The sequence below is a fragment of the Nocardioides xinjiangensis genome, from assembly GCF_017916455.1.
In the GTDB taxonomy this organism is placed as follows: domain Bacteria; phylum Actinomycetota; class Actinomycetes; order Propionibacteriales; family Nocardioidaceae; genus Nocardioides; species Nocardioides xinjiangensis.
In genome coordinates, this window is record NZ_JAFMSY010000001.1 from 2,185,374 (window position 1) to 2,211,247 (window position 25,874).

Annotated in this window: 22 protein-coding genes and 1 riboswitch; of the genes, 14 read left to right on the top strand and 8 right to left on the bottom strand. The window is 73.8% G+C overall.

The genetic code is table 11. From position 1 onward, the window contains the following. Positions 1-17 precede the first annotated feature (17 nt). The 4 genes from J3P38_RS10265 (at position 18) to J3P38_RS10280 (ending at position 3,130) form a co-directional block, all read left to right on the top strand. Positions 18-353: a cupin domain-containing protein gene (locus J3P38_RS10265; RefSeq protein ID WP_210503476.1), complete on the top strand. Its 336-nt coding sequence runs from the start codon at positions 18-20 to the stop codon at positions 351-353. Positions 354-371: 18 nt separating this feature from the next. Further along, positions 372-1,799, top strand: a complete 1,428-nt coding sequence (locus tag J3P38_RS10270) for an aminobutyraldehyde dehydrogenase (RefSeq protein WP_210439657.1) — start codon at positions 372-374, stop codon at positions 1,797-1,799. An 82-nt stretch (positions 1,800-1,881) separates the two neighbouring features. Then, entirely contained in the window at positions 1,882-2,271 is a 390-nt protein-coding gene (locus J3P38_RS10275) for a hypothetical protein (protein ID WP_210439658.1), read from the top strand. A gap of 94 nt (positions 2,272-2,365) precedes the next feature. Further along, a complete protein-coding gene (locus tag J3P38_RS10280; RefSeq protein WP_210439659.1) occupies positions 2,366-3,130 on the top strand; it encodes a SurA N-terminal domain-containing protein in 765 nt (254 codons plus the stop codon). A gap of 22 nt (positions 3,131-3,152) precedes the next feature. Here the strand turns inward: J3P38_RS10280 and J3P38_RS10285 are convergent, their stop codons facing one another. Next, the gene (locus tag J3P38_RS10285) at positions 3,153-3,497 is read right to left on the bottom strand and encodes a response regulator (RefSeq protein WP_210503477.1); all 345 of its coding nucleotides are present in this window, start codon (positions 3,495-3,497) and stop codon (positions 3,153-3,155) included. A gap of 121 nt (positions 3,498-3,618) precedes the next feature. Here J3P38_RS10285 and J3P38_RS10290 point away from each other — a divergent pair, with 121 nt between their 5' ends. After that, the gene (locus tag J3P38_RS10290; protein WP_210439661.1) at positions 3,619-5,574 is read left to right on the top strand and encodes an ATP-binding protein; all 1,956 of its coding nucleotides are present in this window, start codon (positions 3,619-3,621) and stop codon (positions 5,572-5,574) included. Positions 5,575-5,593: 19 nt separating this feature from the next. Here J3P38_RS10290 and icmF read toward each other — a convergent pair whose 3' ends face one another. The 3 genes from icmF to J3P38_RS10305 are packed head-to-tail and all read right to left on the bottom strand — an operon-like array spanning position 5,594 to position 10,128. Beyond that, a complete protein-coding gene (icmF, locus tag J3P38_RS10295) occupies positions 5,594-8,842 on the bottom strand; it encodes a fused isobutyryl-CoA mutase/GTPase IcmF (protein ID WP_210503478.1) in 3,249 nt (1,082 codons plus the stop codon). 39 nt (positions 8,843-8,881) lie between these two features. After that, positions 8,882-9,370: a MarR family winged helix-turn-helix transcriptional regulator gene (locus tag J3P38_RS10300; protein ID WP_210439663.1), complete on the bottom strand. Its 489-nt coding sequence runs from the start codon at positions 9,368-9,370 to the stop codon at positions 8,882-8,884. 11 nt (positions 9,371-9,381) lie between these two features. Next, the gene (locus tag J3P38_RS10305) at positions 9,382-10,128 is read right to left on the bottom strand and encodes a helical backbone metal receptor (protein WP_210439664.1); all 747 of its coding nucleotides are present in this window, start codon (positions 10,126-10,128) and stop codon (positions 9,382-9,384) included. An 83-nt stretch (positions 10,129-10,211) separates the two neighbouring features. On the opposite strand from J3P38_RS10305, the gene J3P38_RS10310 reads away from it, so the two are divergent. Further along, entirely contained in the window at positions 10,212-11,360 is a 1,149-nt protein-coding gene (locus J3P38_RS10310; protein WP_210439665.1) for an aldehyde dehydrogenase family protein, read from the top strand. On the opposite strand, the gene J3P38_RS10315 is transcribed toward J3P38_RS10310, so the two are convergent. Next, on the bottom strand, positions 11,317-11,757 hold the full coding sequence (locus J3P38_RS10315) for a GNAT family N-acetyltransferase (protein ID WP_210439666.1): 441 nt from the start codon (positions 11,755-11,757) through the stop codon (positions 11,317-11,319). The genes J3P38_RS10310 and J3P38_RS10315 overlap by 44 nt on opposite strands. Beyond that, positions 11,754-12,653: an alpha/beta hydrolase fold domain-containing protein gene (locus J3P38_RS10320; RefSeq protein ID WP_210503479.1), complete on the bottom strand. Its 900-nt coding sequence runs from the start codon at positions 12,651-12,653 to the stop codon at positions 11,754-11,756. Before J3P38_RS10320 ends, J3P38_RS10315 begins: the two co-directional genes overlap by 4 nt. Before the next feature lie 43 nt (positions 12,654-12,696). Beyond that, a riboswitch (TPP riboswitch) is annotated at positions 12,697-12,806 on the top strand. Between J3P38_RS10320 and J3P38_RS10325 the strand changes: the two genes are divergently transcribed. The 5 genes from J3P38_RS10325 (at position 12,796) to J3P38_RS10345 (ending at position 19,939) form a co-directional block, all read left to right on the top strand. After that, a complete protein-coding gene (locus J3P38_RS10325; protein WP_210439668.1) occupies positions 12,796-13,899 on the top strand; it encodes a thiamine ABC transporter substrate-binding protein in 1,104 nt (367 codons plus the stop codon). It overlaps the preceding riboswitch by 11 nt. Further along, the gene (locus J3P38_RS10330; protein WP_307807839.1) at positions 13,875-15,602 is read left to right on the top strand and encodes an ABC transporter permease; all 1,728 of its coding nucleotides are present in this window, start codon (positions 13,875-13,877) and stop codon (positions 15,600-15,602) included. Before J3P38_RS10325 ends, J3P38_RS10330 begins: the two co-directional genes overlap by 25 nt. A gap of 4 nt (positions 15,603-15,606) precedes the next feature. After that, on the top strand, positions 15,607-16,608 hold the full coding sequence (locus tag J3P38_RS10335) for an ABC transporter ATP-binding protein (RefSeq protein ID WP_210439669.1): 1,002 nt from the start codon (positions 15,607-15,609) through the stop codon (positions 16,606-16,608). A gap of 21 nt (positions 16,609-16,629) precedes the next feature. Continuing rightward, positions 16,630-17,676 carry a phosphatase PAP2 family protein gene (locus J3P38_RS10340; protein WP_307807840.1) on the top strand — a complete coding sequence of 349 codons (1,047 nt, stop codon included), beginning with the start codon at positions 16,630-16,632 and terminating at the stop codon, positions 17,674-17,676. A 799-nt stretch (positions 17,677-18,475) separates the two neighbouring features. Further along, the gene (locus tag J3P38_RS10345) at positions 18,476-19,939 is read left to right on the top strand and encodes a C40 family peptidase (protein WP_210503480.1); all 1,464 of its coding nucleotides are present in this window, start codon (positions 18,476-18,478) and stop codon (positions 19,937-19,939) included. A 15-nt stretch (positions 19,940-19,954) separates the two neighbouring features. Here J3P38_RS10345 and J3P38_RS10350 read toward each other — a convergent pair whose 3' ends face one another. Continuing rightward, positions 19,955-20,830, bottom strand: a complete 876-nt coding sequence (locus J3P38_RS10350) for a sulfotransferase domain-containing protein (protein ID WP_210503482.1) — start codon at positions 20,828-20,830, stop codon at positions 19,955-19,957. A gap of 35 nt (positions 20,831-20,865) precedes the next feature. Here J3P38_RS10350 and J3P38_RS10355 point away from each other — a divergent pair, with 35 nt between their 5' ends. Further along, entirely contained in the window at positions 20,866-22,938 is a 2,073-nt protein-coding gene (locus J3P38_RS10355) for an acyl-CoA dehydrogenase family protein (protein WP_210503483.1), read from the top strand. A gap of 84 nt (positions 22,939-23,022) precedes the next feature. After that, complete coding sequence (locus J3P38_RS10360) at positions 23,023-23,598, top strand: hypothetical protein (RefSeq protein ID WP_210503484.1); 576 nt, start codon at positions 23,023-23,025, stop codon at positions 23,596-23,598. 90 nt (positions 23,599-23,688) lie between these two features. Here J3P38_RS10360 and J3P38_RS10365 read toward each other — a convergent pair whose 3' ends face one another. Then, the gene (locus J3P38_RS10365) at positions 23,689-24,225 is read right to left on the bottom strand and encodes an inorganic diphosphatase (protein WP_210440743.1); all 537 of its coding nucleotides are present in this window, start codon (positions 24,223-24,225) and stop codon (positions 23,689-23,691) included. Positions 24,226-24,327: 102 nt separating this feature from the next. Here J3P38_RS10365 and dacB point away from each other — a divergent pair, with 102 nt between their 5' ends. After that, positions 24,328-25,809 carry a D-alanyl-D-alanine carboxypeptidase/D-alanyl-D-alanine endopeptidase gene (gene dacB / locus J3P38_RS10370; protein ID WP_210503485.1) on the top strand — a complete coding sequence of 494 codons (1,482 nt, stop codon included), beginning with the start codon at positions 24,328-24,330 and terminating at the stop codon, positions 25,807-25,809. Positions 25,810-25,874 lie beyond the last annotated feature (65 nt).

The following is a 25,874-nucleotide window of genomic DNA, read 5'->3' on the forward strand; positions in this document are numbered from 1 at the left end:
CTGGGACGATGCTGCGCATGAACCGTGTGCCCACCCGCGTGCTGGACGTCGCCGCCACCGTGCCGACCGCCCCCCTGGACGCCGCGACAGTCGTCACGGGCGCTCCGGAGGCCGGGTCACGCGCCCTCGCCGCGGTCGCCGGCGTCGAGGTGGGCGTGTGGGAGATGACGCCCGGCACCGCGACGGACGTCGAGGTCGACGAGGTGTTCGTCGTGCTGTCCGGCTCGGCGACGCTCACCTTCGGCGACGGGGAGCAGGTCGTCCTCGGCCCCGGCAGCGTCGTCCGGCTGCGAGCGGGCGAGCACACCACGTGGGCCGTCCGCGAGACCATCCGCAAGATCTACGTCGCCTGAGCGCCCGGGAGGACTGCCATGACCGAGACGATCCGCAACTTCATCGACGGCGAGCTCGTCGCCTCGGACACCACCGAGCACATCGAGCTGGTCGACCCGGTCACGGGGAAGCCCGACGGCCGATCGCCGGTCTCGACCCACGAGGAGGTCGACCGGGCGTACGCCGCCGCCGAGCGCGCGTCGGTGCAGTGGAAGCGCCTCACCCCGGGCCGTCGCCAGGCCCACCTCCTCGACGTCGCCGCGGCCGTTGCTGCACGGCGCGACGAGATCAGCGCGGTCCAGGCCCGCGACACCGGCCAGCCCGTGCGCCACGTCGCCAGCGAGGAGGTCGACCAGGGCGTCGACCAGCTGCGCTTCTTCGCCGGTGCGGCGCGGCTGCTGGAGGGCAAGTCGTCCGGGGAGTACCTCGAGGGCCACACCTCGGCGATCCGCCGCGAGCCGATCGGCGTGGTCGGACAGGTGACCCCGTGGAACTACCCCTTCGCGATGGCGATCTGGAAGATCGCCCCCGCCCTCGCGGCCGGCAACACGGTCGTGCTGAAGCCGAGCGACACCACGCCACGCTCGACCGTGCTCCTGGCCGAGATCGCCGGTGCCGTGCTCCCGCCCGGCGTGCTCAACGTGGTCAACGGTGACGCCACTACCGGCCGCTACCTCGTCGAGCACCCCACCCCGGGGCTGGTCGCCATCACCGGCTCGGTGCGGGCCGGCATCGAGGTCGCCACCTCGGCCGCCAAGAGCCTCAAGCGCGTCCACCTCGAGCTCGGCGGCAAGGCGCCGGTCGTGGTGCTGCCGGACGCCGACCTGTCGCGCGCCGCGGAGCTGGTCGCCGCCGCCGCCTACTTCAACGCCGGCCAGGACTGCACCGCCGCGACCCGCGTGATCGTGCACAGGAGCGTCCACGACGAGCTGGTCGAGCTGCTGGTGAAGGAGGCCGAGGGCACCCGGCCCGGCCCGCCGTCGGACGAGGGAGCCGACTACGGCCCGCTCAACAACGCCGCCCACCTCGCGAAGGTCGAGGCGTTCCTCACCGGGCTCCCCGACCACGCCGACGTGCGCACCGGCGGCACCCGCGTCGGCGGCACCGGGTACTTCTTCGCGCCCACCGTGGTCACCGGCGTGCGCCAGGACGACCGCATCGTGCAGGAGGAGGTCTTCGGGCCGGTGCTGACGGTGCAGTCCTTCGACGAGGAGGCCGAGGCCGTGGCCATGGCCAACGGGGTGCCGTACGGTCTCGCGGCCAGCGTCTGGACCCGGGACGTCGGGAGCGCCGACCGGCTGACGCGCGAGCTCGACTTCGGCTGCGTGTGGGTGAACACGCACATCCCGTTCGTCTCCGAGATGCCTCACGGCGGCTTCGGCCACTCCGGCTACGGCAAGGACCTCTCCGGCTACGGCTTCGACGACTACACGCGCGTCAAGCACGTGATGACCGCTCACTACTGAGTCCTCGCGGGCACCGGCGCCGCCACTCACCGGGGAGGACCACGCACGCCACCGCGATCCGCCCGTCGGGCATGCTGGTGGCATGCGCTTCACCGAGCACGAGCTGACCGTCGCCGTCACAGCCGCGGCGAAGATCGTCGCCGGCGGCAAGGCGGGGCGTCGTCCCCGGGGGGAGGCCGCGTGGGAGGCGATGAGCAAGATCGAGCGCTACCACCTGCTCGAGGCCGTCGGCAGCCAGGTGCTGCCGGTGCTGCTCGCGCTGCCCGACGTCGAGGTGCCCGCCGGCACCCGACCGACGTTCACCGACGCCCAGATCACGAGGGCCGTCGAGGAGACGCTCGGCGAGAGCGGCGTCGGCAGGCTGCGGCAGAAGGTCGCCGTGGCGGCGCGGCTCACGCTCGTGCGAGCGGCCCTCGCCCAGCTCCCGGTGCGGCAGGACCCCGACGCGCTGGTCGTGCCCGACCACCCCTGATCCGGTTCTGATCCGGCTCTCATCCGGCTCTCATCCGGCCCCTGACCCGGCCCCTGAGAGCGGCCCTCAGGTCGGGCGCGTACCGTCGGGGGCGATGACTCCTCGCACCCGCACCGCCCTCGGCGCCCTCGCCGCCGCCCTCCTGACGCTCTCCGCCTGCGGCGGCTCGGGCTCCGGCTCGAGCTCCGACGCCGAGCCCTCGACCAGCGCCTCGGACGCGCCCTCGGACGCCGCTCCGGACGCCGCCTCCCCCGACCTCGACGCCATCCCGGACGTGGTGGCCGAGGTCAACGGCGAGGAGGTCACCAAGGAGGAGTTCGTCCCGATCTACGAGGCGGCCTACCAGCGGGCGACCGCCGAGGCGCAGGCGGGCGGCGCGGAGCCCGACGAGGCGCAGCTGCGCCGCCAGACCGCCAGGGACCTCGTCGACACCGAGCTGCTCGCCCAGGAGGCCGAGGCCCGCGGCATCACCGTCGACCAGCAGGCCGTCGAGGCCGAGCTCGACGCCGTGGCCGGGCAGAACGGGATGGAGTCCGGCGAGGAGCTGCTCGCCGCCGTCGTCGCGCAGGGCGGGGTCACCGAGGAGGAGGCGCTCGCCCAGGTGCGGACCCAGGTGATGGTCGAGCTGCTCGTGGCCGACGAGGACGGCTCCGCCGAGCCGACCGAGAAGGACCTGCGCCGGCTCTACGCCCGGGTGAAGAAGCAGGCCGCGACCGGGCAGGGCGCCCAGCAGATCCCGCCGTACGCGCAGGTGCGCGACCAGCTCGCGGAGCAGGCGCAGGCCGAGCGCGTCGGCACCGTGGCAGGCGCCCTCGTCGAGGACCTGCGCAAGGACGCGGACATCACCGTCAACCTCTGAGGCGGCCCCCGCGCTGGCCGGCCTAGGCGTCCTCGAGGAGCCGGGTCACGGCTGCCGTGAGCTCCTTCCGGTCGAACGGCTTCGGCAGGAAGTACGGGCACTGCTCGCCGACGTCGAGGTCCCCCGACATCAGCAGGACCCGCGCGGCCGGCCGCAGCACGCGCAGCTGCGCGGCGACCTCGAGCCCCGTCATCCGGGGCATGTGGTGGTCGAGCACGACCAGGTCGAACTCCTCGCCGGCGGCGCGGGCCAGCGCCTCGGCGCCGTCGCCGGTGACGGCGACCTCGTGCCCGGCGCGCTCGAGGACGTAGGAGATGAAGAAGCGGATGTCCTCGTCGTCGTCGGCGACCAGGAAGCCGGTGGGCATGGCCTGAGTCTGCTGCACGAGGCGAACGGTGGGGCAGTCCGCGTGCCGAGCTGTTCACCGCTTCGTGAAGTACGTCGCAGGACCACCTGCGAGCGAGCCGTCCGCTCCGTAGGGTTCGGCCATGCCCCCGCTCACGGCCCTGGCCTTCGGGCTCGCCTACGCGCTCCTCACGTGGGTGGGCCGGCTGACCGTGGTGGACGGCCAGGTGGTCAGCCTCGTCTGGCCGGCGGCCGGCGTGGCCATCCTGTGGTTCCTCGCCGAGTCGCCCCGCCGCCCCGAGTGGGTCCTCGTCCCCCTGATGGCCGTGCACGCGGGCGTCGTCATGGCCACCGGCGTGTCCCCGGTGCTCGCGTTCTTCGGCTCCCTGTCGGTCACCGTCCAGACCGCCGTGGTGGGACTGCTCGTGCGCCGGTGGTGCCCCTCCCTCCTCGGCGCCGGGGGGCACGCCAGCATCCGCTCGCCCCGCGACCTCGCGGCGACGGGTGCCGCCGCGGCGATCGGCTGCGTCCTGGGTGCGCTCATCGGCACGACGGGCCTGTGGCTCGACGGGGCGGACGTCACGCCGCTGTCCACGCTGGCCTGGTTCGCCCGGCACATGGCGGGCGTCCTCACGGTCGGCGCGGTCGGACACCTCGCGTGGGAGTGGCGCACCCAGGCCGTCCCCCAGCGGACGCACAGCGGCAGCCGCACGGAGCTCGTCGTGCTGTGGGTGGTCTCCCTCGCGGCGACCGCGGGACTGTTCCTGCAGCCGTACCCGCTGGAGTTCCTCGTCATCGGGCTTGCGGTGTGGTCGGCAGCCCGGTTCCGCACCTTCCCCGCGGCCGTGCACTGCCTCGCGCTCGGTGCCGTCGCGGTGGTCCTGAGCCTCACCGGGCACGGTCCGATCGCGGAGCTCGACGGCCGGGTCGTCGAGGTGCTGGTGTCCCAGCTCTTCATGGTCACGCTGCTGGTCACCGGCCTCGCGGTCGGGGCGCTCGGCGACCGCATCGACGAGCTCTACGCCAGCGCGACGCGGGCCAGCCGCGACGCGGCCGAGCAGGCCCAGCTGCTCGCGGAGATGACCGAGAGCATGGGCGAGGGCCTCGTGGTCCTCGACCGCTCGGGACGCATCGACCGCAGCAACGGCGCCAGCCGGCGACTGGCCCACCGGGTCAGCCTGGGCGCGGGGGACGACGAGGCGCTGGCGCGGCTCGTCGACCTCGTCCTGCGCCCGGCCGCCCAGAACACCGGGTCGGCACGGGCCGAGCTGGGCGTCGGGGACGTGGTCATCCCCCTGGAGAGCGGCGAGGAGGTCGTCCTGGCCGTCACGCGCACGCCCCTGGCCGGTGCGGCCGGCGGCGGGCCCACGGGAGTCCTGCTCGTGCTGCGCGAGGTGACCGACCACCGCTCCGGGCTCCGCCCGCTGGCGAACTTCGCCTCGACGGCGGCGCACGACCTCCGCGGACCGCTCACCGCGATCCGGTCCTGGCTCTCGATCGCCGTGGAGGACCTCGAGGACGGGTCGGACGCGCTGGCCCCCCTGCGCCGCGCGGAGCGCGCAGCCGAGCACATGGGCGAGCTCATCGGCGACCTGCTCGCCCACGCCCTCGCCGAGTCGGGCGAGCTGGCCGCGCAGGACGTCCCCCTCTGCGGGGAGGACGGCGTCCTCACCCAGGCCGCCGACCTGCTCGGCCCCGACGACGTGCTCGACGTCCCCGACGACCTGCCGGCCGTGCACGCCGACCCGGTGGCCGTGCGCCAGCTCTTCGGCAACCTCGTCGACAACGCCGTCAAGTACGCCGTGCCGGGGCAGCCGGCCCGGATCCGGGTCCGGGCGCACCGGCAGGGGTCGCGCGTGGTCGTCGAGGTGCAGGACGACGGCGTGGGGGTGGAGGACGAGGAGCGCGCGCTGGTCTTCCAGCGCTTCCACCGCAGCGGAGCGGTGCGCGCCCACTTCCGCGGCACCGGGATGGGGCTGTCGATCTGCCAGACCATCGTGCAGCGCCACGGCGGCACGATCGAGTGCCTCGCCGTGCCCCCCGGCACCGGGTCGGTGTTCCGCTTCGACCTGCCCGCGGCGGCCGAGGGTCCTCCGTAGGTCGTCGCCGCCGGCCGGCTCAGACGTTGCGCCGGTACTGTCCGCCCACCTCGAAGAACGCCTCGGTGACCTGCTGGAGCGAGCAGACACGGGCGGCGTCCATCAGGACAGCGAAGACGTTCTCACCCGACACCGCCGCGTCCTTCAGCCGCGCGAGCGCCTCCTGCGCCTCGGCCCCGTGCTCGGCCTGGAAGGCCCGCACGCGGGCGAGCTGGGACTCCTTCTCCGCCTCGGTGGCGCGGGCCAGCTCGATCTCCTGGGGACCCGACGACCCGGCGTCGCCGCCGTTGCCACGCAGGAACGTGTTGACCCCGATGATCGGCAGGGTGCCGTCGTGCTTGCGGTGCTCGTAGAGCATGGACTCGTCCTGGATCCGCCCACGCTGATAGCCGGTCTCCATCGCGCCGAGCACGCCGCCGCGCTCGTTGATCCGGTCGAACTCCTCCAGCACCGCCGCCTCCACGAGGTCGGTGAGGTCGTCGATGACGTACGAGCCCTGGAGCGGGTTCTCGTTCATCGCCAGGCCCCACTCCCGGTTGATGATGAGCTGGATCGCCAGCGCCCGGCGCACGGACTCCTCGGTCGGGGTCGTCACGGCCTCGTCGTAGGCGTTGGTGTGCAGGCTGTTGGCGTTGTCGTAGATCGCGATGAGCGCCTGCAGCGTGGTGCGGATGTCGTTGAAGTCCATCTCCTGCGCGTGCAGCGACCGGCCGCTGGTCTGGACGTGGTACTTGAGCTTCTGCGACCGCTCGGACGCGCCGTACTTCTCCTTCATCGTGACCGCCCAGATCCGGCGGGCCACGCGGCCGAGCACGGAGTACTCCGGGTCCATGCCGTTGGAGAAGAAGAACGACAGGTTGGGGGCGAAGTCGTCGATCGCCATGCCCCGCGCGAGGTAGGCCTCGACGTAGGTGAAGCCGTTGGCGAGGGTGAAGGCGAGCTGGCTGATCGGGTTCGCCCCGGCCTCCGCGATGTGGTAGCCGGAGATCGACACGGAGTAGAAGTTGCGCACCTGGTGCTCGATGAACCACTCCTGGATGTCGGCCATCATCCGCAGCGAGAACTCCGTCGAGAACAGGCAGGTGTTCTGGCCCTGGTCCTCCTTGAGGATGTCGGCCTGCACCGTGCCGCGGACGTTGGCCAGGGCGTACGCCGCGAGGCTGGCGCGCTCCTCCTCGCTCGGCTCGCGTCCCTCGCGCTCCCGGAAGGCGTCGACCTGCTGGTCGATCGCGGTGTTGAGGAAGAACGCCAGCACCGTGGGGGCGGGGCCGTTGATCGTCATGCTGACCGACGTGGTCGGCGCGACCAGGTCGAAGCCGTCGTAGAGCGCCTTCATGTCGTCGAGGGTCGCGACCGAGACGCCGGACGTGCCGACCTTGCCGTAGACGTCGGGGCGCGGGTCGGGGTCGCGGCCGTAGAGCGTCACCGAGTCGAACGCGGTCGACAGGCGGGTCGCGGGCTGGCCCTCGGACAGGATCTTGAAGCGGCGGTTGGTGCGCGCCGGGTCGCCCTCGCCGGCGAACATCCGGGCGGGGTCCTCGTTGTCGCGCTTGAACGGGAAGACGCCCGCGGTGAAGGGGAAGTAGCCGGGCAGGTTCTCGTTGCGCCAGAAGCGGACCAGCTCGCCGTGGTCGGTGAAGCGCGGCAGCGCCACCCGCGGGATCTTGTTGCCGCTGAGCGACTCGCGGGTGAGCCTGGTGGTGATCTCCCGGTCCCGCACGCGCACCACCTGCTCGTCGCCGGAGTAGGCCTCGACCACCGCGGGCCAGCCGGCGATCTGGTCGGCGAGCTCGTGCGGCACCGCCTTGCGGGCCTGCTCGAGCAGCGCGGGCACGCCGCCCGGGTCGCCTTCGCCGAGCTGGTCGGCGACGTGCTGGACGCGCTGCAGGTGGCGGGCCGCCTCGGCGAGCTCCGCGGTCCGCGCGTGGTAGCCGCGGACGGTCTCGGTGATCTCGCTGAGGTAGCGGACGCGGTCGGCCGGCACCACCTGGCGGATGCCGGAGGAGTGGCGCACGTCGACGCGCGGCAGCGTGCCGTCGGCCACCTCCAGGCCCGCGGCGGCGAGCTCGTCGCGCAGGTGCTGGTAGAGCGCGGTCACCCCGTCGTCGTTGAACGTCGCCGCGCTGGTGCCGAAGACGGGCATGTCGTGCGGCTGCTTGCCGAAGGCCTCGCGGTTGCGCACCAGCTGGCGGCCGACGTCGCGCAGCGCGTCCTTGGCGCCGCGGCGCTCGAACTTGTTGATCGCCACGGTGTCGGCGAAGTCGAGCATGTCGATCTTCTCCAGCTGCGAGGCGGCGCCGAACTCCGGCGTCATCACGTAGAGCGAGTGGTCGACGAGGGGCACGATGCCGGCGTCGCCCTGGCCGATGCCGGGCGTCTCGACGATGACCAGGTCGTGGCCGGCCGCCTTCAGCACGTCGATGACGTCGGCGAGGTGCCCGGGCACCTCGTGGGCGCCGCGCGTCGCGAGGGAGCGGAAGAAGACGCGGTCCCCGTCGAGCGCGTTGGCGCGGATCCGGTCGCCGAGCAGCGCACCGCCGCCCTTGCGGCGGGTGGGGTCGACGGCCACCACGGCGATGCGCAGCTTGTCCTGCTGGTCGGTGCGGAAGCGACGGACGACCTCGTCGGTCAGCGACGACTTGCCCGAGCCGCCGGTGCCGGTGATGCCCAGCACGGGCACGACCCGGCGCTGCGCCGCCGCCCGCAGGTCGGCGAGCATCGCCTCGTCGAGGCGGCCCTCCTCGGCGCCGGTGATCGCCCGGGCGACCGCGAACCGGTCGCCGGACAGCACCTGGTCGACCGTCACCGGCTTGTCCGACCACAGGTCGATGTCGCAGTCGGCGACGACCGAGTTGATCATCCCGACGAGCCCCATCCGCTGACCGTCCTCCGGCGAGAAGATGGTGACGCCGGACTCGCGCAGCCGCGCGATCTCCGAGGCGACGATGACGCCCCCGCCGCCGCCGACGACCCGCACGTGGCCGGCGCCCGCGGCGCGCAGCGACTCCACGAGGTACTCGAAGTACTCGACGTGGCCGCCCTGGTAGGACGACACGGCGACGCCCTGGACGTCCTCCTCGAGGGCCGCGTCGACCACCTCCTGCACCGAGCGGTTGTGCCCGAGGTGGATGACCTCGCAGCCCTGGCTCATCAGGATGCGCCGCATGATGTTGATCGACGCGTCGTGGCCGTCGAAGAGGCTCGACGCCGTGACGAGGCGGATCGGGTTCTGCGGGCGGTGCAGGGCGGGGCGGGCGAGGTCGGCCATGGGCCGATAGTAGGACTTCCTACTATTACTCGCGAGTTCTCACCCGTCGCCCAGCCCGGCGCGCAGCGACGTGAGCCGCTCGGTGAGGTCACGCACCGCGGTGCCGGGCAGCCCGGGCGCCTCGAAGACCTGGCGGTTGAGGGCCGCGGTCGCCTCCTCCACGGCCTCGCGGCCGGCCTCGGTGAGCACCGCGCGCACGACCCGCTTGTCCTCGTCGCTGCGCACCCGCTCGACGTAGCCCTGCGCGACCAGCCGGTCGACGGCGCTCGTGACGCTGGTCGGGTGCACCTGCAACAGCGAGCCGAGCCGTGACATCGGCATCGCGGCGTCGCGGGTGAAGGACAGCAGCCGCAGCACCTCGTAGCGCGCGAACGTGAGGGCTCGCGGGCGCAGCACGGCGTCGATGCGCTCCATCAGCAGCTGCTGGGCGCGGACCACCGAGGTCACCATCGCCATGCCGTCGGCGGCGTCGTGCCAGCCGTGGGCGACCCACTGCCGGTGGGCCTCGCTGATCGGGTCACGCGCCATGGGGCACGACCCTAGCCAGCCAGTGCGGTGAGCACCTCGTGCGCCTCGACCATGGCGGGTCCGTACCACGTGAGCAGTCGTCCCGAGACCAGGCGCGTGGGCGTGCGCAGCGCCTCGGGGCCGTCGTCGGCGGTGAACACGTACGGCTCGTCGGGCAGCAGCACGACGTCGGCGCCGGCCGCGTCGATCTTCTCCGGCGTGACGCTCGGGTAGCGCCCCTCGCGGTCGGCGAGCACGTTGGTCAGGCCGGCGCGGCCCAGGAGGTCGTCGGTGTAGGTCGGCGACCCGACGACCATCCACGGGTCGCGCCAGATCGGCACGGCGACCGAGAGCCGGCGCGGCGCGGGCGTCGACCACATCGCGCGCGCCGCGACGAGCCACGCCGGGTCGGGCAGGGCGAGGGCCGTCGAGAAGAGCCGCGTCATCGAGTCGAGCGCCTCCTCGACCGTCTCGATGCGGGTCACCCACACCGCGACGCCGGCGTCGCGCAGCCGGCGCACGTCGAGCTCGCGGTTCTCCTCCATGTTCGCCACGACGAGGTCGGGGGCGAGGGCGCGCACGGCCACGAGATCGGGGTTCTTCGTGCCCCGCACGCGCGGGACGTCGAGGCCGGCGGGGTGGGTGCACCAGTCGGTCGCGCCGACCAGACGGTCGGGTGCAGTGGCGGCCAGCGCCTCGGTGAGCGACGGCACCAGCGAGACGACGCGGGCGGGAGGAGCGGCGAGGCCGACGTCGGCCCCCAGGTCGTCGAAGGGCATGGCGCGACCCTAGGGGCTGGACCGGCCGCCCTTCGGGTGAGGGGGCGTTGGTGCCGCCCGGTGCTCGTGGTGGAGTTCTCCGCATGACCCAGCACGCCGGACCCACCGCCGGGCTGCCGATCGACGGCGCCGAGCGGCCGACGGCGGACGGCTGGACCTTCCCGGTGCGCAACCCCGCCACGGGCGAGCGGCTGTGGGACGTGCCCGACGCCGGGCTCCCCGACGCCGAGGCCGCCGTGGAGGCGGCCTGGCGGGCGGTGCACGCGACCGGGTGGAGCACCGACACCGCCATGCGACTCGGCGCCGTGCGCCGCTTCCAGCAGGAGCTGGCCGCCCGGGCCGACGACCTCGCCGCCCTGCTCGCCGTCGAGACCGGCGTCCCGGTGGCGCTGCGCCGGACGTACGTCGACGCGCCGGTCGAGGGCCTGCGGAACGTGATCGGGCGCGGCCGGCCGGCCGTGACGGTCGTCCTCACGCCGGCGACCGCGCCGCTGTCGGTGGCGCTCGCCGAGATCGGTCGCGTGCTGGGCGCCGGCGGCTCCGTCGTGCTCAAGCCCGCACCCGAGGCCGCGAGCGCCGCGCTCGAGGTGGGCCGCATGGGGCTGGACTTCCTGCCGCGGGGCGTGCTCAACGTGGTCGCGACCCGTGACGTCGACGTCGCGATCGCGCTGACCCTCGACCGCCGGGTCGACGAGGTGAGCTTCACCGGCTCGCCGGTCGCCGGGGAACGGGTCCGCGGCGCGGCAGGCGGAGCGGGCAAGGGCGTGCGCCTCGACCTGGGCGGCCCCGCTCCGGCACGGCCGGCCGACGACGACCGCCTCGAGGCCGTCGTCGCGCAGGCGGCGATGGACGTGGCGGCCAACGCCGGCCAGGGGTGCCGGCTGCCGGCCAGCGTCATCGTCCCGGTCCGCCGCTACGCCGACGCGCTGCGCGCCGCGATGGCCGCCATGGAGGCCGTGGCGGTCGGCGACCCGCTCGACCCGCGGACGCTGTGCGGGCCGCTGCGCTCGCCCGTCGCGCTCGACCGGGTGCTGCGCTACGTCTCGCTCGCGCGTGCGGAGGGCGGCGACGTGGTGCTGGGCGGCCGGCGCCTCGACCGCGACGGCGGGTGGTGGATGGCGCCGACGGTCATCGGCGGGCTGGACGTCGAGTCGCGGCTGGTGCGCGAGGAGCTGCTCGGCCCCGTGCTCATGGTCGTGCCGGAGCCACCCGGGTCATCGGCACGTGCCTGATGCCGTCCTCGTCGAACTCGGGACCCGCGACCGCGAAGCCGAAGTCCTCGTAGAACCGGGTCAGCCCGACCTGGGCGTCGAGGCGCACCTCGCGGTCGCCGCACAGGGCCACGGCCTCGGCCATCATCCGGGCGGCGAGGCCCCGGCCGCGGGCGGCGGGTGCGACGACCACGCGGCCGATCCGCATCCAGTCGCCGTCGTCGAGCACCCGCAGGGTGCCGACGACCGACCCGTCCTCGAGCAGCACCACGTGACGGGTGCGCTCCTCGAGGTCCCGGCCGTCGAGGTCGGGGTAGGGACACTCCTGCTCCACGACGAACACCTGCTGTCGCAGCCGCCACACGTCGTATGCCAGGCGCGCGTCGAGCCCGTCGAACGGGACGGTCAGCACCCTCACCGCACGAACTCCACGACCTGGCGGAACGCGCGGGCGCCCTCGGGCACCAGGGGCAGCAGGCCGTAGACGTGGATCAGGCCCGGCTCCTCCACCGCCGTCAGGTCCCAGCCGGCCTCCGCCGCACGTCGCACGAGCAGGCGGCAGCCCGGGTGCAGCAGGTCCCGGGTGCCGTAGAGCACCAGGCCGCGCGGCAGGCCGGCGAGGTCGGCCAGCGCGGGCGACACCTCCGGACGATCGAGGTCGTCCGCCGTCCCCGCCCACCAGGCTGCGTACGCCTCGAGCTTGCCGAGGAACAGCCACGGGTCACTGGCCGCCGCGTCGCGGGTCTCGGGTGTCGAGGTGGTCAGGTCGACCCACGGCGCGTGCAGCACCAGGTGCGTCGCCGCGGCGAGGCCGCGCTCGCGTGCCGCGATGGCCAGCGCGAGGGCGAGCCCGCCGCCCGCCGAGTCGCCGGCCAGGACGGCTCCGCCCGGCTGCTCCGCCCAGTGGGCGAGGTCGTCGACCAGCGCGTCGTGGGAGTCCTTCCACGTGTGCTCGGGGGCGAGCGGGTAGTCGGGCATGACGACCCGCGCGCCGACGGCGTCGGCGAGCCGGGTGGCGTACCTGACGTGGAAGGCGTCGATCGGCGCCATGAACGCACCGCCGTGGACGTAGTAGAGCGTGCGCGTGGCCGGCCGCCCCCTCGGCGTGAGCACCCAGGACGGGAAGCCGACGTCGCGCGCCGAGACCTCCCAGCGCCTCGCCAGTCCGGGCACCGCACGCGTCGGCAGGGCCCGGTCGAGGGTGCGGTGCCACGCCTCGACGCGGGCCCGCTCGGCCGGCTCGCTGTCGAGCTCGCGCGCCCGGCGCAGCCGCGGAAGGGCCAGCGCGAGCAGGTCGTGTCGGCGGCTCGGCATGGGACGCAGCGTAGGTGCTGCGCGGCACGGCGCTAGGGTGGGGACCACACGACAGGGGAGCACGTGCAGGCGTGCTGAGAGTGCGGACCAGCCGCAGACCCTCCGAACCTGATCCGGTTAGCACCGGCGCAAGGGAGTCCACATGGTGCACGTACACGTCCGCGCTGCCCTCGCCAGCCCCGTCACCGCGCTGGTGGCGGCACTGGCCCTCACCGGCTGCAGCCTCACGGGTGGTGGCGACGGCCCGACGGCCACCGAGCCGCCGGCGTCCTCCGAGACGTCGTCGGGCGCGTCGCAGGAGGGCGGGACCGTCGTCCTGGCGACCCACGAGTCCTTCCACCTCCCCAAGCGGCTCGTGCGGTCGTTCGAGGCCGAGACCGGCTACACCCTCGAGGTGCGCGCCGCCGGCGACGCCGGCACGCTCGCGACCAAGCTCAGCCTCACCGCCGACAACCCGATCGCCGACGCGGCGTTCGGCATCGACAACACCTTCGCCTCCCGCCCGCTCGGCGAGGGCGCCTTCGCCGAGGTGGAGACCACCGCGACGCCGCCGGAGGAGTACCTGCTCCCCGAGGGCAGTGACCGGCTGGTGCCGGTCGACTCCGCCAGCGTCTGCGTCAACGTCGACACCGCATGGTTCGAGGCGGAGGGCCTCGAGCCGCCGCAGACGCTCGACGACCTCGTCGACCCGGCGTACGCCGACCTCATGGTGACGCCGGGCGCCTCGACCAGCAGCCCGGGCATGGCGTTCTTCCTCGCCACGGTCGCGGCCTACGGCGAGGACTGGCAGGACTACTGGAGCGACCTGCTCGCCAACGGCGTGAAGGTCGTCGACGGCTGGGAGGACGCCTACTACGGCGACTTCACCGCCGGGGCCGACAACGGCACCCGCCCGATCGTGGTGTCCTACGACTCGTCCCCGGCGTTCACCGTCAGCGGCGGCAGGTCCACCACCGCTGCGCTGCTCGACACCTGCTTCCGCCAGGTCGAGTACGCCGGCGTCCTCGAGGGCGCCGACAACCCGGCAGGCGCGGAGGCCCTCGTCGACTGGATGCTCTCGGACGAGGTGCAGAGCGCGCTCCCGGAGTCGATGTACGTCTTCCCGGTCATGCCCGACGCCGAGATCCCCGCCGACTGGGCCGAGTTCGCGCCGCAGCCAACCGATCCCTACGAGGTCTCGCCGGAGGAGATCGCCGCGAACCGCGAGCAGTGGCTGACCGAGTGGACCGACGTCGTGTCGCGATGAGCCCCGGGGCGCGCGGGCGCGTCCACCGCCCACCCGGTCGGCACGGCAGGGCTCGGCACGGCAGGGCTGGGCGCCGCGTCGCCGGACTCCTGCTGCTGGCCGCCGGGCCCGTCCTGGTGCTCGGCGTGCTCTTCGTGCTGCCGGTGACCGGCATGATCGCGGAGGGCTTCTGGGTCGACGGCCGGTTCGCGCCGGGTGCCGTGCTCGAGGTCCTGTCCCGCCCGCGCGTCCACCGGGTTGCGTGGTTCACCGTCTGGACGTCGGGTGTCGCGACGCTGCTCGCGGTCGTGCTCGGCCTGCCCGCGGCGTACGCCCTTCACCGGCTCGCGCTGCCGGGCCGGTCGGCGGTGCGGGCCGCGCTGCTGGTGCCGTTCGTGCTGCCGACCGTCGTCGTCGGCGTGGCATTCCGCCAGCTGCTGGGGGAGGGCGGCCCGCTGGGGTTCCTCGGGCTCGACGGCACGCCGGTCGCCATCCTCTGCGGCCTGGTGTTCTTCAACGTCGCCGTCGTGGTGCGCACGGTCGGGGTGGCGTGGGAGTCCCTCGACTCCCGGCCGGGCCAGGCCGCCGCAGCCCTCGGCGCCTCGCCGTGGCAGGTCCTGCGGACGGTGACCCTGCCGGCGCTGCGCCCGGCGATCGTGGGCGCGGCGAGCATCGTCTTCCTGTTCTGCGCGACCGCCTTCGGCATCGTGCTCACCCTCGGCGGGGTGCGCTACGCGACGGTCGAGACCGAGATCTACCTCCTCACCACGACGATCTTCGACCTCCAGGCGGCCGCTGCGCTGTCGGTCCTGCAGATCGTCGTCGTGCTGGTCCTGCTCGCCGTCGCGGCGCGCCTGCGGGCGACGCCCGACCCCACCGCGCAGCGCGTGGTGGCGCCCGCCCGGGTCGTACGCCGCTCCGACGCGCCCGTCGTCCTCGCGACCGTGCTGGTGCTCGCCGCGATGCTGCTGCCGATCCTCACGCTGGTGCTCGGCTCCCTCTCCGTCGGCGACGGCTGGGGCCTGGACAACTACCGGGCGTTGACCACCGCCGGTGACGACCAGGCGCTGCTCGTGCCCGTGACGACGGCGCTCGCGACCAGCCTTCGCACCGCGGTCGACGCGACCTGGATGGCCCTGCTCGTCGGCGTGACGGTGTCGGTGCTCGTCACCCGGCGCTCGCACTCGGCGGCCGAGCGGCGGCTGCGCTCGGGCCTCGACGGCTTCTTCATGCTGCCGCTGGGGGTGAGCGCGGTGACACTGGGCTTCGGCTTCCTCATCACCCTCGACGAGCCGCCGCTGGACCTGCGTGACTCGCCGCTGCTGGTGCCGATGGCGCAGGCGCTCGTGGCGCTGCCGCTCGTCGTCCGGACCCTCACCCCCGTGCTCGGCGGCGTGGACGACCGGCAGCGACAGGCCGCCGCCTCCCTCGGCGCCTCGGCCTGGCGGACCTTCGTCACGGTGGACCTGCCGGTGGCGTGGAAGCCGATGCTCGCCGCCGGCGGCTTCGCGTTCGCCGCGTCGCTGGGCGAGTTCGGTGCGACGTCCTTCCTGGCGCGCGACACCAGCCCGACGCTGCCGGTCGTGATCTTCCGCCTGATCGGCCATCCCGGCGAGATGAACTACGGGATGGCGCTGGCGGCCTCGGTCGTCCTGGCCACCGTCACCGCGCTCGTCATGCTCGCGGTGGAGCGGCTGCGCGTGCCCGGTGTGGGAGCGTTCTGAGGCCATGCTGCAGCTCACCGACGTCACCGTCCGCTACGGCGGCACCGCCGCCGTCGACGACGTGTCGCTCGACCTCGACCCCGGGCACGTGCTCGCGGTCCTCGGGCCGTCCGGCTGCGGGAAGTCCACGCTCCTGCGCGCCGTCGCCGGGCTCGAGCCGCTCGACGCGGGCGCCGTCGCGTGGGACGGCGCGGACCTGGCGGGCGTGCCGACCCACAAGCGCGGCTTCGCGCTGATGTTCCAGGACGGCCAGCTCTTCGGGCACCTCACCGTGGCGCGCAACGTCGCCTACGCCCTCCGCCTCCGACGTATGCCGTCCGCGCGGGTCGCCGCCCGCGTCGCCGAGCTGCTGGAGCTGGTCGGCCTCGCCGGCTACGGCGACCGCCTCCCCGGCACCCTGTCCGGCGGCGAGCGGCAGCGCGTCGCCCTCGCCCGGGCGCTCGCCGTCGAGCCCCGGTTGATCCTCCTCGACGAGCCGCTGTCCGCGCTGGACGCGACGCTGCGCGAGCGGCTCGCCGGCGACCTCCGCTCGATCCTGCGCGCGGCGGGCACGACCGCGCTGCTGGTGACGCACGACCACGAGGAGGCGTTCGCCCTCGCCGACCGGCTCGCGGTGATGCGCCACGGCCGGGTGGTGCAGTCGGGCGAGATCGACGAGGTCTGGCGCGCGCCCGTCGACGAGGAGACCGCCCTGTTCCTGGGCTACGCGCGGGTGCTGCGCGGCGACGCCGCGGCGCGGGTGCTGTCGGAGGCCGCCCTGCCCGTGGCACATGCCGTCGCGCTGCGCCGGTCGGCGCTGGTCGTCGACCCGGCCGGAGGCCTCCGCGCGCGGGTCGAGTCCGCGCGGGTCACGCCGGAGCAGGTCCGGCTGGTGGTCGTCGCCGACGGCGTCGGACCGGTGGACGCCGTCGCGCCGCTGGGCAGCCGGGTCTCGCCCGGTGACGCGGTCGGCCTGCGCGTGGACGTCACCCGCCTCGCCGTCCTGCCGATCACGGCGGGAGGTTGACCCGTCCCTACACTGACGTCCGTGTACAGACCGGCCTATGCCCTCCTCGTGGGAGTCGCCGCCACCATGGGCGCGCTCGCAGTGACGGCCGCGATCTCGCTCGACCGACCGCTCGTGGACCCCGAGGGCTTCCTGGGTCCCTCGTGGCTGCGCCTGCCCCTCCTGGTCGCCGGCGCCTTCCTGCTCGACCTGCTGCCGCGGACGCTGTGGCTCTCGCGGATGAAGCCGGCGCTCATGCCGGCGATCGTCAAGGAGCGGATCCGCACCCACTGGGACCGTGAGCGCATCATCCTCACGGTGCTGGGCCTGGTGTCCTTCTACATCACCTACGTCTGCTACCGGAACCTCAAGTCGTTCCTGCCCTTCATCATGGGCGAGGACAAGTACGACCGCGAGCTGCACCTCATCGACCGGGCGCTGATGTTCGGCCACGAGCCTGCGACGATCCTGCACACGATCTTCGGCACCGGCTTCTCCGCGCACATCCTCTCCACCATCTACCTGTGGTTCCTGCCGCTGGTCCCGCTCGCCCTGGCCGCCTGGCTGGTGTGGTCGCGCAACATCACCTTCGGCTACTGGTTCGCCACCTCGCAGTGCCTGGCCTGGAGCCTGGGCACCGCCTCCTACTACGCCCTGCCGACCCTGGGCCCGGGCTTCCAGTACAGCTACCTCTACACCGACCTGCCGGACACCGGCTCGAGCGCGCTGATGGAGGCGCTGTCCTACGGGCGCAAGGGCGTGCTGCGCGACGGGGCCGAGGGAGCGGTGCAGTCGGTCGCCGGCTTCGCCTCGCTCCACGTGGCGATCACCCTGCTCGTGGCGCTGATGGTGCAGTACACCCTGCGCAACAAGGTGCTGCGCGTGGTCTTCTGGGCGAACTTCGCGATCACCGTGATCGCGACTCTCTACTTCGGCTGGCACTACATCGCCGACGACCTCGCGGGCGTCGTCATCGCCCTCTTCGCCTTCTGGCTCGGCGGGCTCGCGAGCGGCCAGAAGTTCGACCGGCGGGGCTTGGCGTCCCACCCCACCTCGACGACCCGCCAGGTCCCCGTCGACGCCGAGTGACGCCGGGTCGGCGCCCCCGCGCGGCTCCCGGCTCCGCCCGGCTCTCGCACGCGGCCCCGCGCAAATCCCCCGCTTAAGCGGGGGATTGCGAACTTCTAGGGGCGTGCAGACCACTGGAAGTTCGGAGAACCCTCGATGAGTCGGCCGTTCGCGGCGCTCCGCCCGGAGCCAGGGTGCGCGCTCTCCGGCCGGCGCTGCGTCATGCGGAGACGTACGCATGGGTGCGGGTTGGTATGACGCTGCCCGGCGGGGGGCCGTTGCGTCATGCGGAGGCGTACGTATGGGTGCGGGTTGGTATGACGCTGCCCGGCGGGGGGCCGTTGCGTCATGCGGAGGCGTACGTATGGGTGCGGGTTGGTATGACGCTGCCCGGCGGGGGGCCGTTGCGTCATGCGGAGGCGTACGTATGGGTGCGGGTTGGTATGACGCTGCCCGGCGGGGGGCCGTTGCGTCATGCGGAGGCGTACGTATGGGTGCGGGTTGGTATGACGCTGCCCGGCGGGAGGCCGTTGCGTCATGCGGAGGCGTACGTATGGGTGCGGGTTGGTATGACGCTGCCCGGCGGGGGGCCGTTGCGTCATGCGGAGGCGTACGCATAGGCGCCGGTTCGTATGACGCAGCCGCCGCCGGCGGGGCGGCTCATAGAACTACAAGCGTGTAGTTCGCAAGCCGACACGCCGTCAATGCGTGAGAAAGTTGGGAAAACTGTTCACAGTGTGACGAAAGTTCACTAACGTGCCTCGCGTTGCCCGTGCGATGGGGAAGTCGCGCGGTCCCGAGTTCACGTAGGGGAGCCACCGTGCCCGTCACCCGTCCGCACCACCCGTCACCGACCCGTCGGCGTACGACGTCGCGCTGGGTGGGTGCCGTCGTCCTGGTCGCCGGACTCGGGGCCGGGGGTGGCCACGGGGTGGCGTTCGCGGACGAGACCGTCCCCAGCGAGGCCGACGTCTCCGCCGCGCGCGAGAGCGTCGAGCAGAAGGGCCGCGACGTCGCCGCCGTCCAGGCCGACCTGATCCGGGCCGGCCTGGAGCTCGAGTCCGCCGGGGACCGCGCCGCGCGGGCCGCCGAGGCCTGGAACGGGGCTCGCTGGCGCGCTGCCGAGGCTCGCCGCGACGCCAGGGAGGCCGAGGCCGCTGCGGCCGCAGCACGTGAGGACGTGCAGCGCCAGCGCGACCTCTACGCCGCAACGGTCGTGCAGTCCTACGAGGACGGGAGCCAGGTGCAGGGCCTCTCGGCCATCGTCGAGGCCGACGGCGTCGAGGCGCTCATCGACCGCACTGTGACGATGGGCAACACCTCCGACGCGCTCGACCACCAGTACGACTCTCTCATCGCCGCGTCGGCCGTCGCCGAGGTCACCGCCAGCACGGCTGAGCAGGCGTCCGAGCGTGCCGCCGCCGCGGCTGCGGAGGCCGAGGAGGCCCGGGACGCGGCCGCCGCCGCCGAGGCCGCCGCCGGCGTCCGGGCGGAGTCGATCGCGACGACGAGGGCCGACCTCATCGCCGAGCTCGCCGAGCTCGAGGGCATCAGCGTCCGGCTCGCGGAGCGCCGCCAGCGCGCGCTCGAGCAGGCCGCCGCCGAGGCCGCCGCTGCCGCGGCCCAGGCCGAGGCGGAGGCGCAGGCGCAGGCCGAGCTCGAGCAGCAGGCGTCCACGTCCACCCCGACTCCCACGCCGACTCCCACGCCGACCCAGACGCCCACGCCGACCCAGACGCCCACGCCCACGCCGACTCCGAGCCCGACCGCCACGCCCACCCCCACCCAGACGCCCACCCCCACGCCCACCCCGACCCCGACAACGCCGCCCACCCCGACCCCGACAACGCCGCCCACCACGACCCCGACAACGCCGCCCACCCCGCCGCCCACGCCCACCCCCACCCCGCCGGCCCCGGCGACCGGCGCGACCGCCGCGATCGCCTTCGCGACCTGGCAGCTGGGCAAGCCCTACAGGTGGGGCGCCGCCGGCCCGGACGCCTGGGACTGCTCGGGGCTCACGTCGGCCGCCTGGGCGAAGGGCGGCCGGTCGCTGCCGCACTACTCGGTGGCGCAGTACACCCAGTCCACCAAGCTCACCGCCGGCCAGCTGGCTCCGGGCGACCTGGTCTTCTGGGGGTCCTCCAGCAGCCCGAGCTCGATCTACCACGTCGCGCTCTACGTCGGCGACGGCCAGATCATCCACGCCCCCCGCACCGGCCGGCCGGTGACGCGGGAGTCGATGTACTCCTGGCGCGCGCCGAACTTCTTCGCCCGGCCCTGACGACCAGGGCGCGGTCTACCGCACCTTGCGCGCGAACCGGTCGGCGAGCTCGCCGGGGTCCAGGTCCCCGTCGAGCACGAGCCGGGTCGGCCACGCCGAGGTGTCGATCCCCGAGAGCTCCTCGAAGAGGGCCAGGTCCTTGGCGTAGACCTCCGCGACGCGGGACAGGTCGTCGGCGGTCGGTGCCGTGCCCGGCACCTGCTCAGCGCCGGCGTGCCAGTTCCGCAGCGGCGGCACCTGCTCGAAGCGCGGCAGGCCCAGGAAGTCGGTCGTGCGGTGCACGGTCCCCTCGAAGTCGCCCAGCATCGCGCGCAGCTCGAGCAGCAGCCACTGCTGCCGGTCGAAGAGCTCGAAACCCCGCTGGAGCTGCTCGCCGTAGAACCCGCGTGCGAGTCCCGTCATGTGCCGCCACCGCATGGTGCGTACGTCGTCGGGCACCGCGTCGGGCAGCGACGTGTGCGGCCACTCGGTCAGGAAGTCGGGCCAGTCCGGCCACGCGAGGTTGCGCGAGCGCAGCATCACCCAGTGGGAGAACAGGCGCTCCAGCGGGTCGCGGAAGACCGCGATCAGCGGCATGTCGGGCTTGTAGGCCCGCATCCGCTCCAGCGCGCGCGGCCAGTACAGGTAGGTGGGCGACGCGTCGCCGAGCAGCCTGTGGACGGCCGCGCGCCGCGGCGCGGTGTAGTCGCGCTCGTAGTCCGGGGCCGACCAGTCGACGGTCTCGTCGTCGAAGTAGTGCCGCTCCTTGTCGGGCGCCTGGCACACCAGCCGGTGCTGGTTCAGCGTCACCGCCAGCGTCGACGTGCCGCCCTTCTGCACGCCGACGACGGCGAAGTTGTAGGGCATGGTCCCCAGCGGACCGCCCGAGGAGGTGGCATCCGACACGTTCATCGCGGTGAACCTACCCCCACGGCTACGTTGTCGGCATGGCCACCGACCAGGTCCCGCCCATCGCGGACGAGATCCCCACCGTGCAGCCCGAGTCGCCCGCCGTCGAGCGGGTCGAGGACGACGGCGTGCACGCCGACGACAGCGGCTACCGCCAGCCGTCCGTCGACGTCCCGGCCCTCCGGGCGCTGCTCGACGGCCGCCACCGCGAGGTGCGCGACCTCGTCCGCGCCAACCTCGCCGAGCACGCGCAGGTCCTCCTCGACCAGGAGCAGATGACCACCGCCGACTTCCGCGAGCGGGTCAAGGACGTCGTGGTGCTCATGGCCCGGACCGGGCAGACCGGCATGGGGTTCCCCGAGGAGTACGGCGGCGGGGGCGACATCGGGGCCTCCATCGCCGCCTTCGAGACCCTCGCCTTCGGCGACCTGTCGGTGCTGGTCAAGGTGGGCGTCCAGTTCGGGTTGTTCGGTGGCGCGATCCTCCAGCTCGGCACGAGGTCGCACCACGACGCCTACCTCGCCGACCTCGTCAACGGCCGCACCATGGGCTGCTTCGCGATGACGGAGAGCGGCCACGGCTCCAACGTGCAGGCCCTCGGCACGGTCGCCACGTACGACGTGGAGACGCAGGAGTTCGTCATCACGACCCCCGACGAGGCGAGCCGGAAGGACTACATCGGCAACGCGGCGGCCCACGCCGAGCTCGCAGTGGTGTTCGCGCAGCTCGAGGTCGGCGGCGAGCGCCACGGGGTGCACGCCTTCGTCGTCCCGGTCCGCGACGGCGGGCGGGTCGTCGACGGCGTGCGGATCGAGGACTGCGGCCCCAAGATGGGCCTCAACGGCGTCGACAACGGCCGGATCTGGTTCGACGCGGTCCGGGTGCCGCGCACCGCGCTGCTCAACCAGTTCGCCGAGGTGACGCCGCAGGGCCGCTACCTCTCGCCGATCGACAACCCACACAAGCGCTTCTTCACCATGCTCGGCACGCTCGTGCAGGGCCGCGTCTGCGTCGGCGGCGCCGGCATCAACGCCGCCAAGGTCGCGTTGACGATCGCGACGCGCTACGCCGAGCGGCGCCGGCAGTTCGAGGCGACCTCGCCCGACGAGGAGCAGGTGCTCCTCGACTACGGCATGCACCAGCGACGGCTGCTGCCGCTGCTCGCCCGGACGTACGCCCTCCACTTCGCGCAGGACGTGGTGTCCGGGCAGCTGCACGAGGTGTTCTCCGGACCCGGACCGACCGAGCCCGGCAGCGACGAGCACGCCCGGCGGGTGCTGGAGTCCCGCGCCGCCGGCACCAAGGCGCTGGGGACGTGGCACGCCACCCGCACCATCCAGGAGTGCCGCGAGGCCTGCGGCGGTGCGGGCTACCTGAGCGAGAACCGGTTCGCGGCCCTGAAGGCCGACACCGACGTCTTCACCACCTTCGAGGGTGACAACCACGTCCTGCTCCAGCTCGTCGCCAAGGGGCTGCTGACCGACTACGCGGGCGAGTTCGAGGACATGGACCAGCTCGGCATGGCCCGCTTCGTCGCGGGCCTCGCGGTCGAGACCGTCGTCGAGCGCACCGCGGTGCACAAGCTCGTCCAGTCGGTCCGCGACCTCCTCCCCAGCGGCGACACCTGGGACCAGGAGGCGGGGCTGCTCGACCCCAACTACCAGCTCGCGATGCTGCGCTTCCGCGAGGAGCACATGATCGGCAGCGTCGCCCGGCGGCTCAAGCGCGGCATCGACCAGGGGATGAACCCCGGTGCGGTCTTCTCGCGCGTGCAGGACCACGTCATCGCCGCCGCCCGCGCCCACACCGAGCGGCTCGTGCTGGAGGCGTTCGTGGCCAAGGTCGCCGAGCTGCCCGACGGAGACCTCAAGGTCACGCTCAACCTCCTCTGCGACCTCCACGCCCTCACCACCATCGAGGCCGACCGCGCCTGGTTCATGGAGCACGGCCGCCTCTCCAGCGCGCGCTCGAAGGCCATCAGCCGCGAGGTCAACGCGCTGTGCCGCAAGATCCGTCCCCTGGCGGTCGACCTCGTGGACGCGTTCGGCGTGCCGGAGGAGATGCTGCGCAGCCCGGAGCTCCTGTCGTGGCCGGTCGGGTCGGACGGCTGAGATGGGCGTCCCCGGCCGCGGCGACGGCCTGTCGCCGCTGCACGGAGCGCTGAGCTGCTGCCGAGGCACGAAGCGGGCCCGGCCATGACCTTCGGCGGCCTGCCGACCCGTTGGGAGCCGCCCGGCGCGAGCCGTGGCGTGGCGCTCGTCGCCCCCGGCCGGGCGTACTCACCGAGCGCGCCCCTGCTCGAGTTCGCGCGCCGCGCGCTGCTGCAGCACGGGTTCATCGTCCAGCAGCTGTGGTGGGACTCCACCACCCGCGGCGAGGAGGACCCCGGAACGTGGGTACGCCGGCACGTGGCCGCCGCGCACGCCGCCGAGGGCGCCGACCGCGTGCTCGTCGTCGCCAAGTCGCTCGGCACCCGCGCCGCGGCGTACGCCGCCGAGCACGGGCTCGACGGCGTCTGGCTCACCCCGCTGCTCGTCGAGCCGGTCGTCGCCGACGCGATCGGCGCCCATCCGGGCCGGCAGCTCCTCGTCGGCGGGCTGGCCGACGAGCTGTGGGACCCCGGCGTGGCCCGAGCGCTGGCCCGCGGCGGCTGCGAGGTCCTCGAGGTGCCCGATGCCGACCACTCGATGGGCACGTCGGACGCGGTCCGCACCGTCGAGATCCACGTGGAGGTCGCCCGGGCCGTGGACGCCTTCCTGGCACGGGCCTGACCCCTCGGCGCCCAGGGGGGCCGGGGCCGGGTCGGGGGGGTGGGGGTCAGGCCGCGAGCACGAGCCTGCCCACCGGGCCGGCCTGGGGGCTCAGGCGTCCTCGCCGAGGCTGTCGTCGGCCATGTTGTCGAGGTCGTTGCCGTGGCCCTCGGTCTCGAACCGCTCGAACGAGGCTCGGACCTCCGCCTCGGCCTCCGTGCGGCCGACCCAGTCGGCGCCCTCGACGGACTTGCCCGGCTCGAGGTCCTTGTAGACCTCGAAGAAGTGCTGGATCTCCAAGCGGTCGTACTTGGAGACGTGGTTGATGTCGCGCAGGTGCTCCAGGCGCGGGTCGTGGCTCGGGACGCAGAGCACCTTGTCGTCGCCGCCGGCCTCGTCGGTCATCCGGAACATGCCGATCGCGCGGCACTCGATGATGCACCCGGGGAAGGTCGGCTGCTGGAGGATCACGAGGGCGTCGAGCGGGTCGCCGTCCTGGCCGAGGGTGTTCTCGATGAAGCCGTAGTCGGCGGGATAGGCCGTCGAGGTGAAGAGCATGCGGTCCAGCCGGATGCGTCCGGTCTCGTGGTCGACCTCGTACTTGTTGCGCTCACCCTTGGGGATCTCCACCACCACGTCGAACGTCAGCACGTCTTCCTCCACTCTCCGGCACGTCGTCGGGCCGCTCGCCGCGACCGGGCGGCAGCCCGACGCGTTGTCCTCGGGGCAGTCTCGCGCACAATGGCCCCGATGCGCGAAGCGAAGAGGCCCGAACGGCGGCGACGTGACGTACGCCACCCCGTGACGGTGTGGCTGCCGACGGTGCTGGTCCTGGCGCTGTTGGCCACGGGGGTCGGCGCCCACCGGTTCGAGTGGGGACAGCGCTACCTGCCGTGGCTCGCCGCGGACCCGGTGACCGAGCCGGAGCAGGTGCTCCCGCCGGCGGGCCTCGAGCTGCCCGCGTGGTCCCCGCCCGTCGCCACCGCGCACCCGATCGACGCGTCGGCCCCGATCGTGCCGGCGCGGGTGGCGGCCGCGGTCTCCGACGAGCTCGCGGACCCCGACCTCGGCCGCCACGTCGTCGGCGCCGTCTCCTCGCTGGCGCCGGGACCACCGGTGTGGACCTCCGGCGACGGGCGCTACCTGCCGGCCTCGACGACCAAGCTGCTCACCCTCGGCGCGGCGCTCGAGGTCCTGGGCCCCGACCACACCTTCACCACGAGGGTCGTGCGCGGCGCCTCGCCGCGCGAGGTCGTCCTCGTCGGCGGGGGCGACCCGCTCCTGGCGAGCGAGCCGGTGACCCTCGCGGAGGCGGGCTCGGCGTACCCGCCGCGCGCGGACGTGACGACGCTGGCGCTGGCCGTGGCCGACGCCCTCGGCGGTCGCGGCCGGGTGGAGGTCCGCTTCGACGACAGCCTCTTCAGCGGCCCGACCGACAACCCGGCCTGGCGTCGTGACTACGTCCCCGACGACATCGTCAGCCCGATCACCTCGCTCATGGTCGACGGCGGGCGCGAGGCCGACGGGCAGTCCCGCTCGGACGACCCGTCACTGGCCGCGGCCCGGGTCCTCGCCGACGGCCTGCGGTCCGCGGGACTCCGGGTCGTCGGCGCGCCCCGGCGCGTCGCGGCCCCTCCCGGGGCCGAGCAGCTCGCCGCCGTCGAGAGCGCCCCGCTCTCGCAGGTCGCCGAACGCATCATCGACGTCAGCGACAACGAGGGCGCGGAGGTCGTCGCCCACCACGTCGGCATCGCCACGTCGGGCACAGGGTCCTTCGAGGCGGGCGCCGCGGGCGTGACCGGGACGCTCCGGGCGATGGGCATCGACGTCGCTCGCGACCGGGTCCGCGACGGCTCCGGGCTCTCGCGGCGCAACCGGGTCTCGACCGCGACCCTCCTCGGACTCGTCCAGCGTGCGGCCGGCCCGGACGGCGAGCGGCTGCGCAGCCTGGTCACCGGGCTCCCCGTCGCCGGCTTCACGGGGTCGCTGACCTACCGGTTCGCCGAGGCGCCTGCCGTGGCACGCGGCCTGGTCCGGGCCAAGACCGGCACGCTCACCGGGGTGCACGCGCTGGCCGGGATCGCGGTCGGCCGCGACGGAGCGCCGATGGCGTTCGTGCTCGCCGCCGACCGGGTCGCCCCCGAGGACGGCCTCGACGCCCAGGAGGCGCTGGACCGCGCCGCCTCCGCCCTGGCTGCCTGCCGCTGCTCGACGACTGCGCCGGCCGGCTAGGGCCTGCATCCCGCCGCGCAGCCGCGCGCTCGCGCGACGTCCCCCTGCCGCGGCCAGGAAGGCGA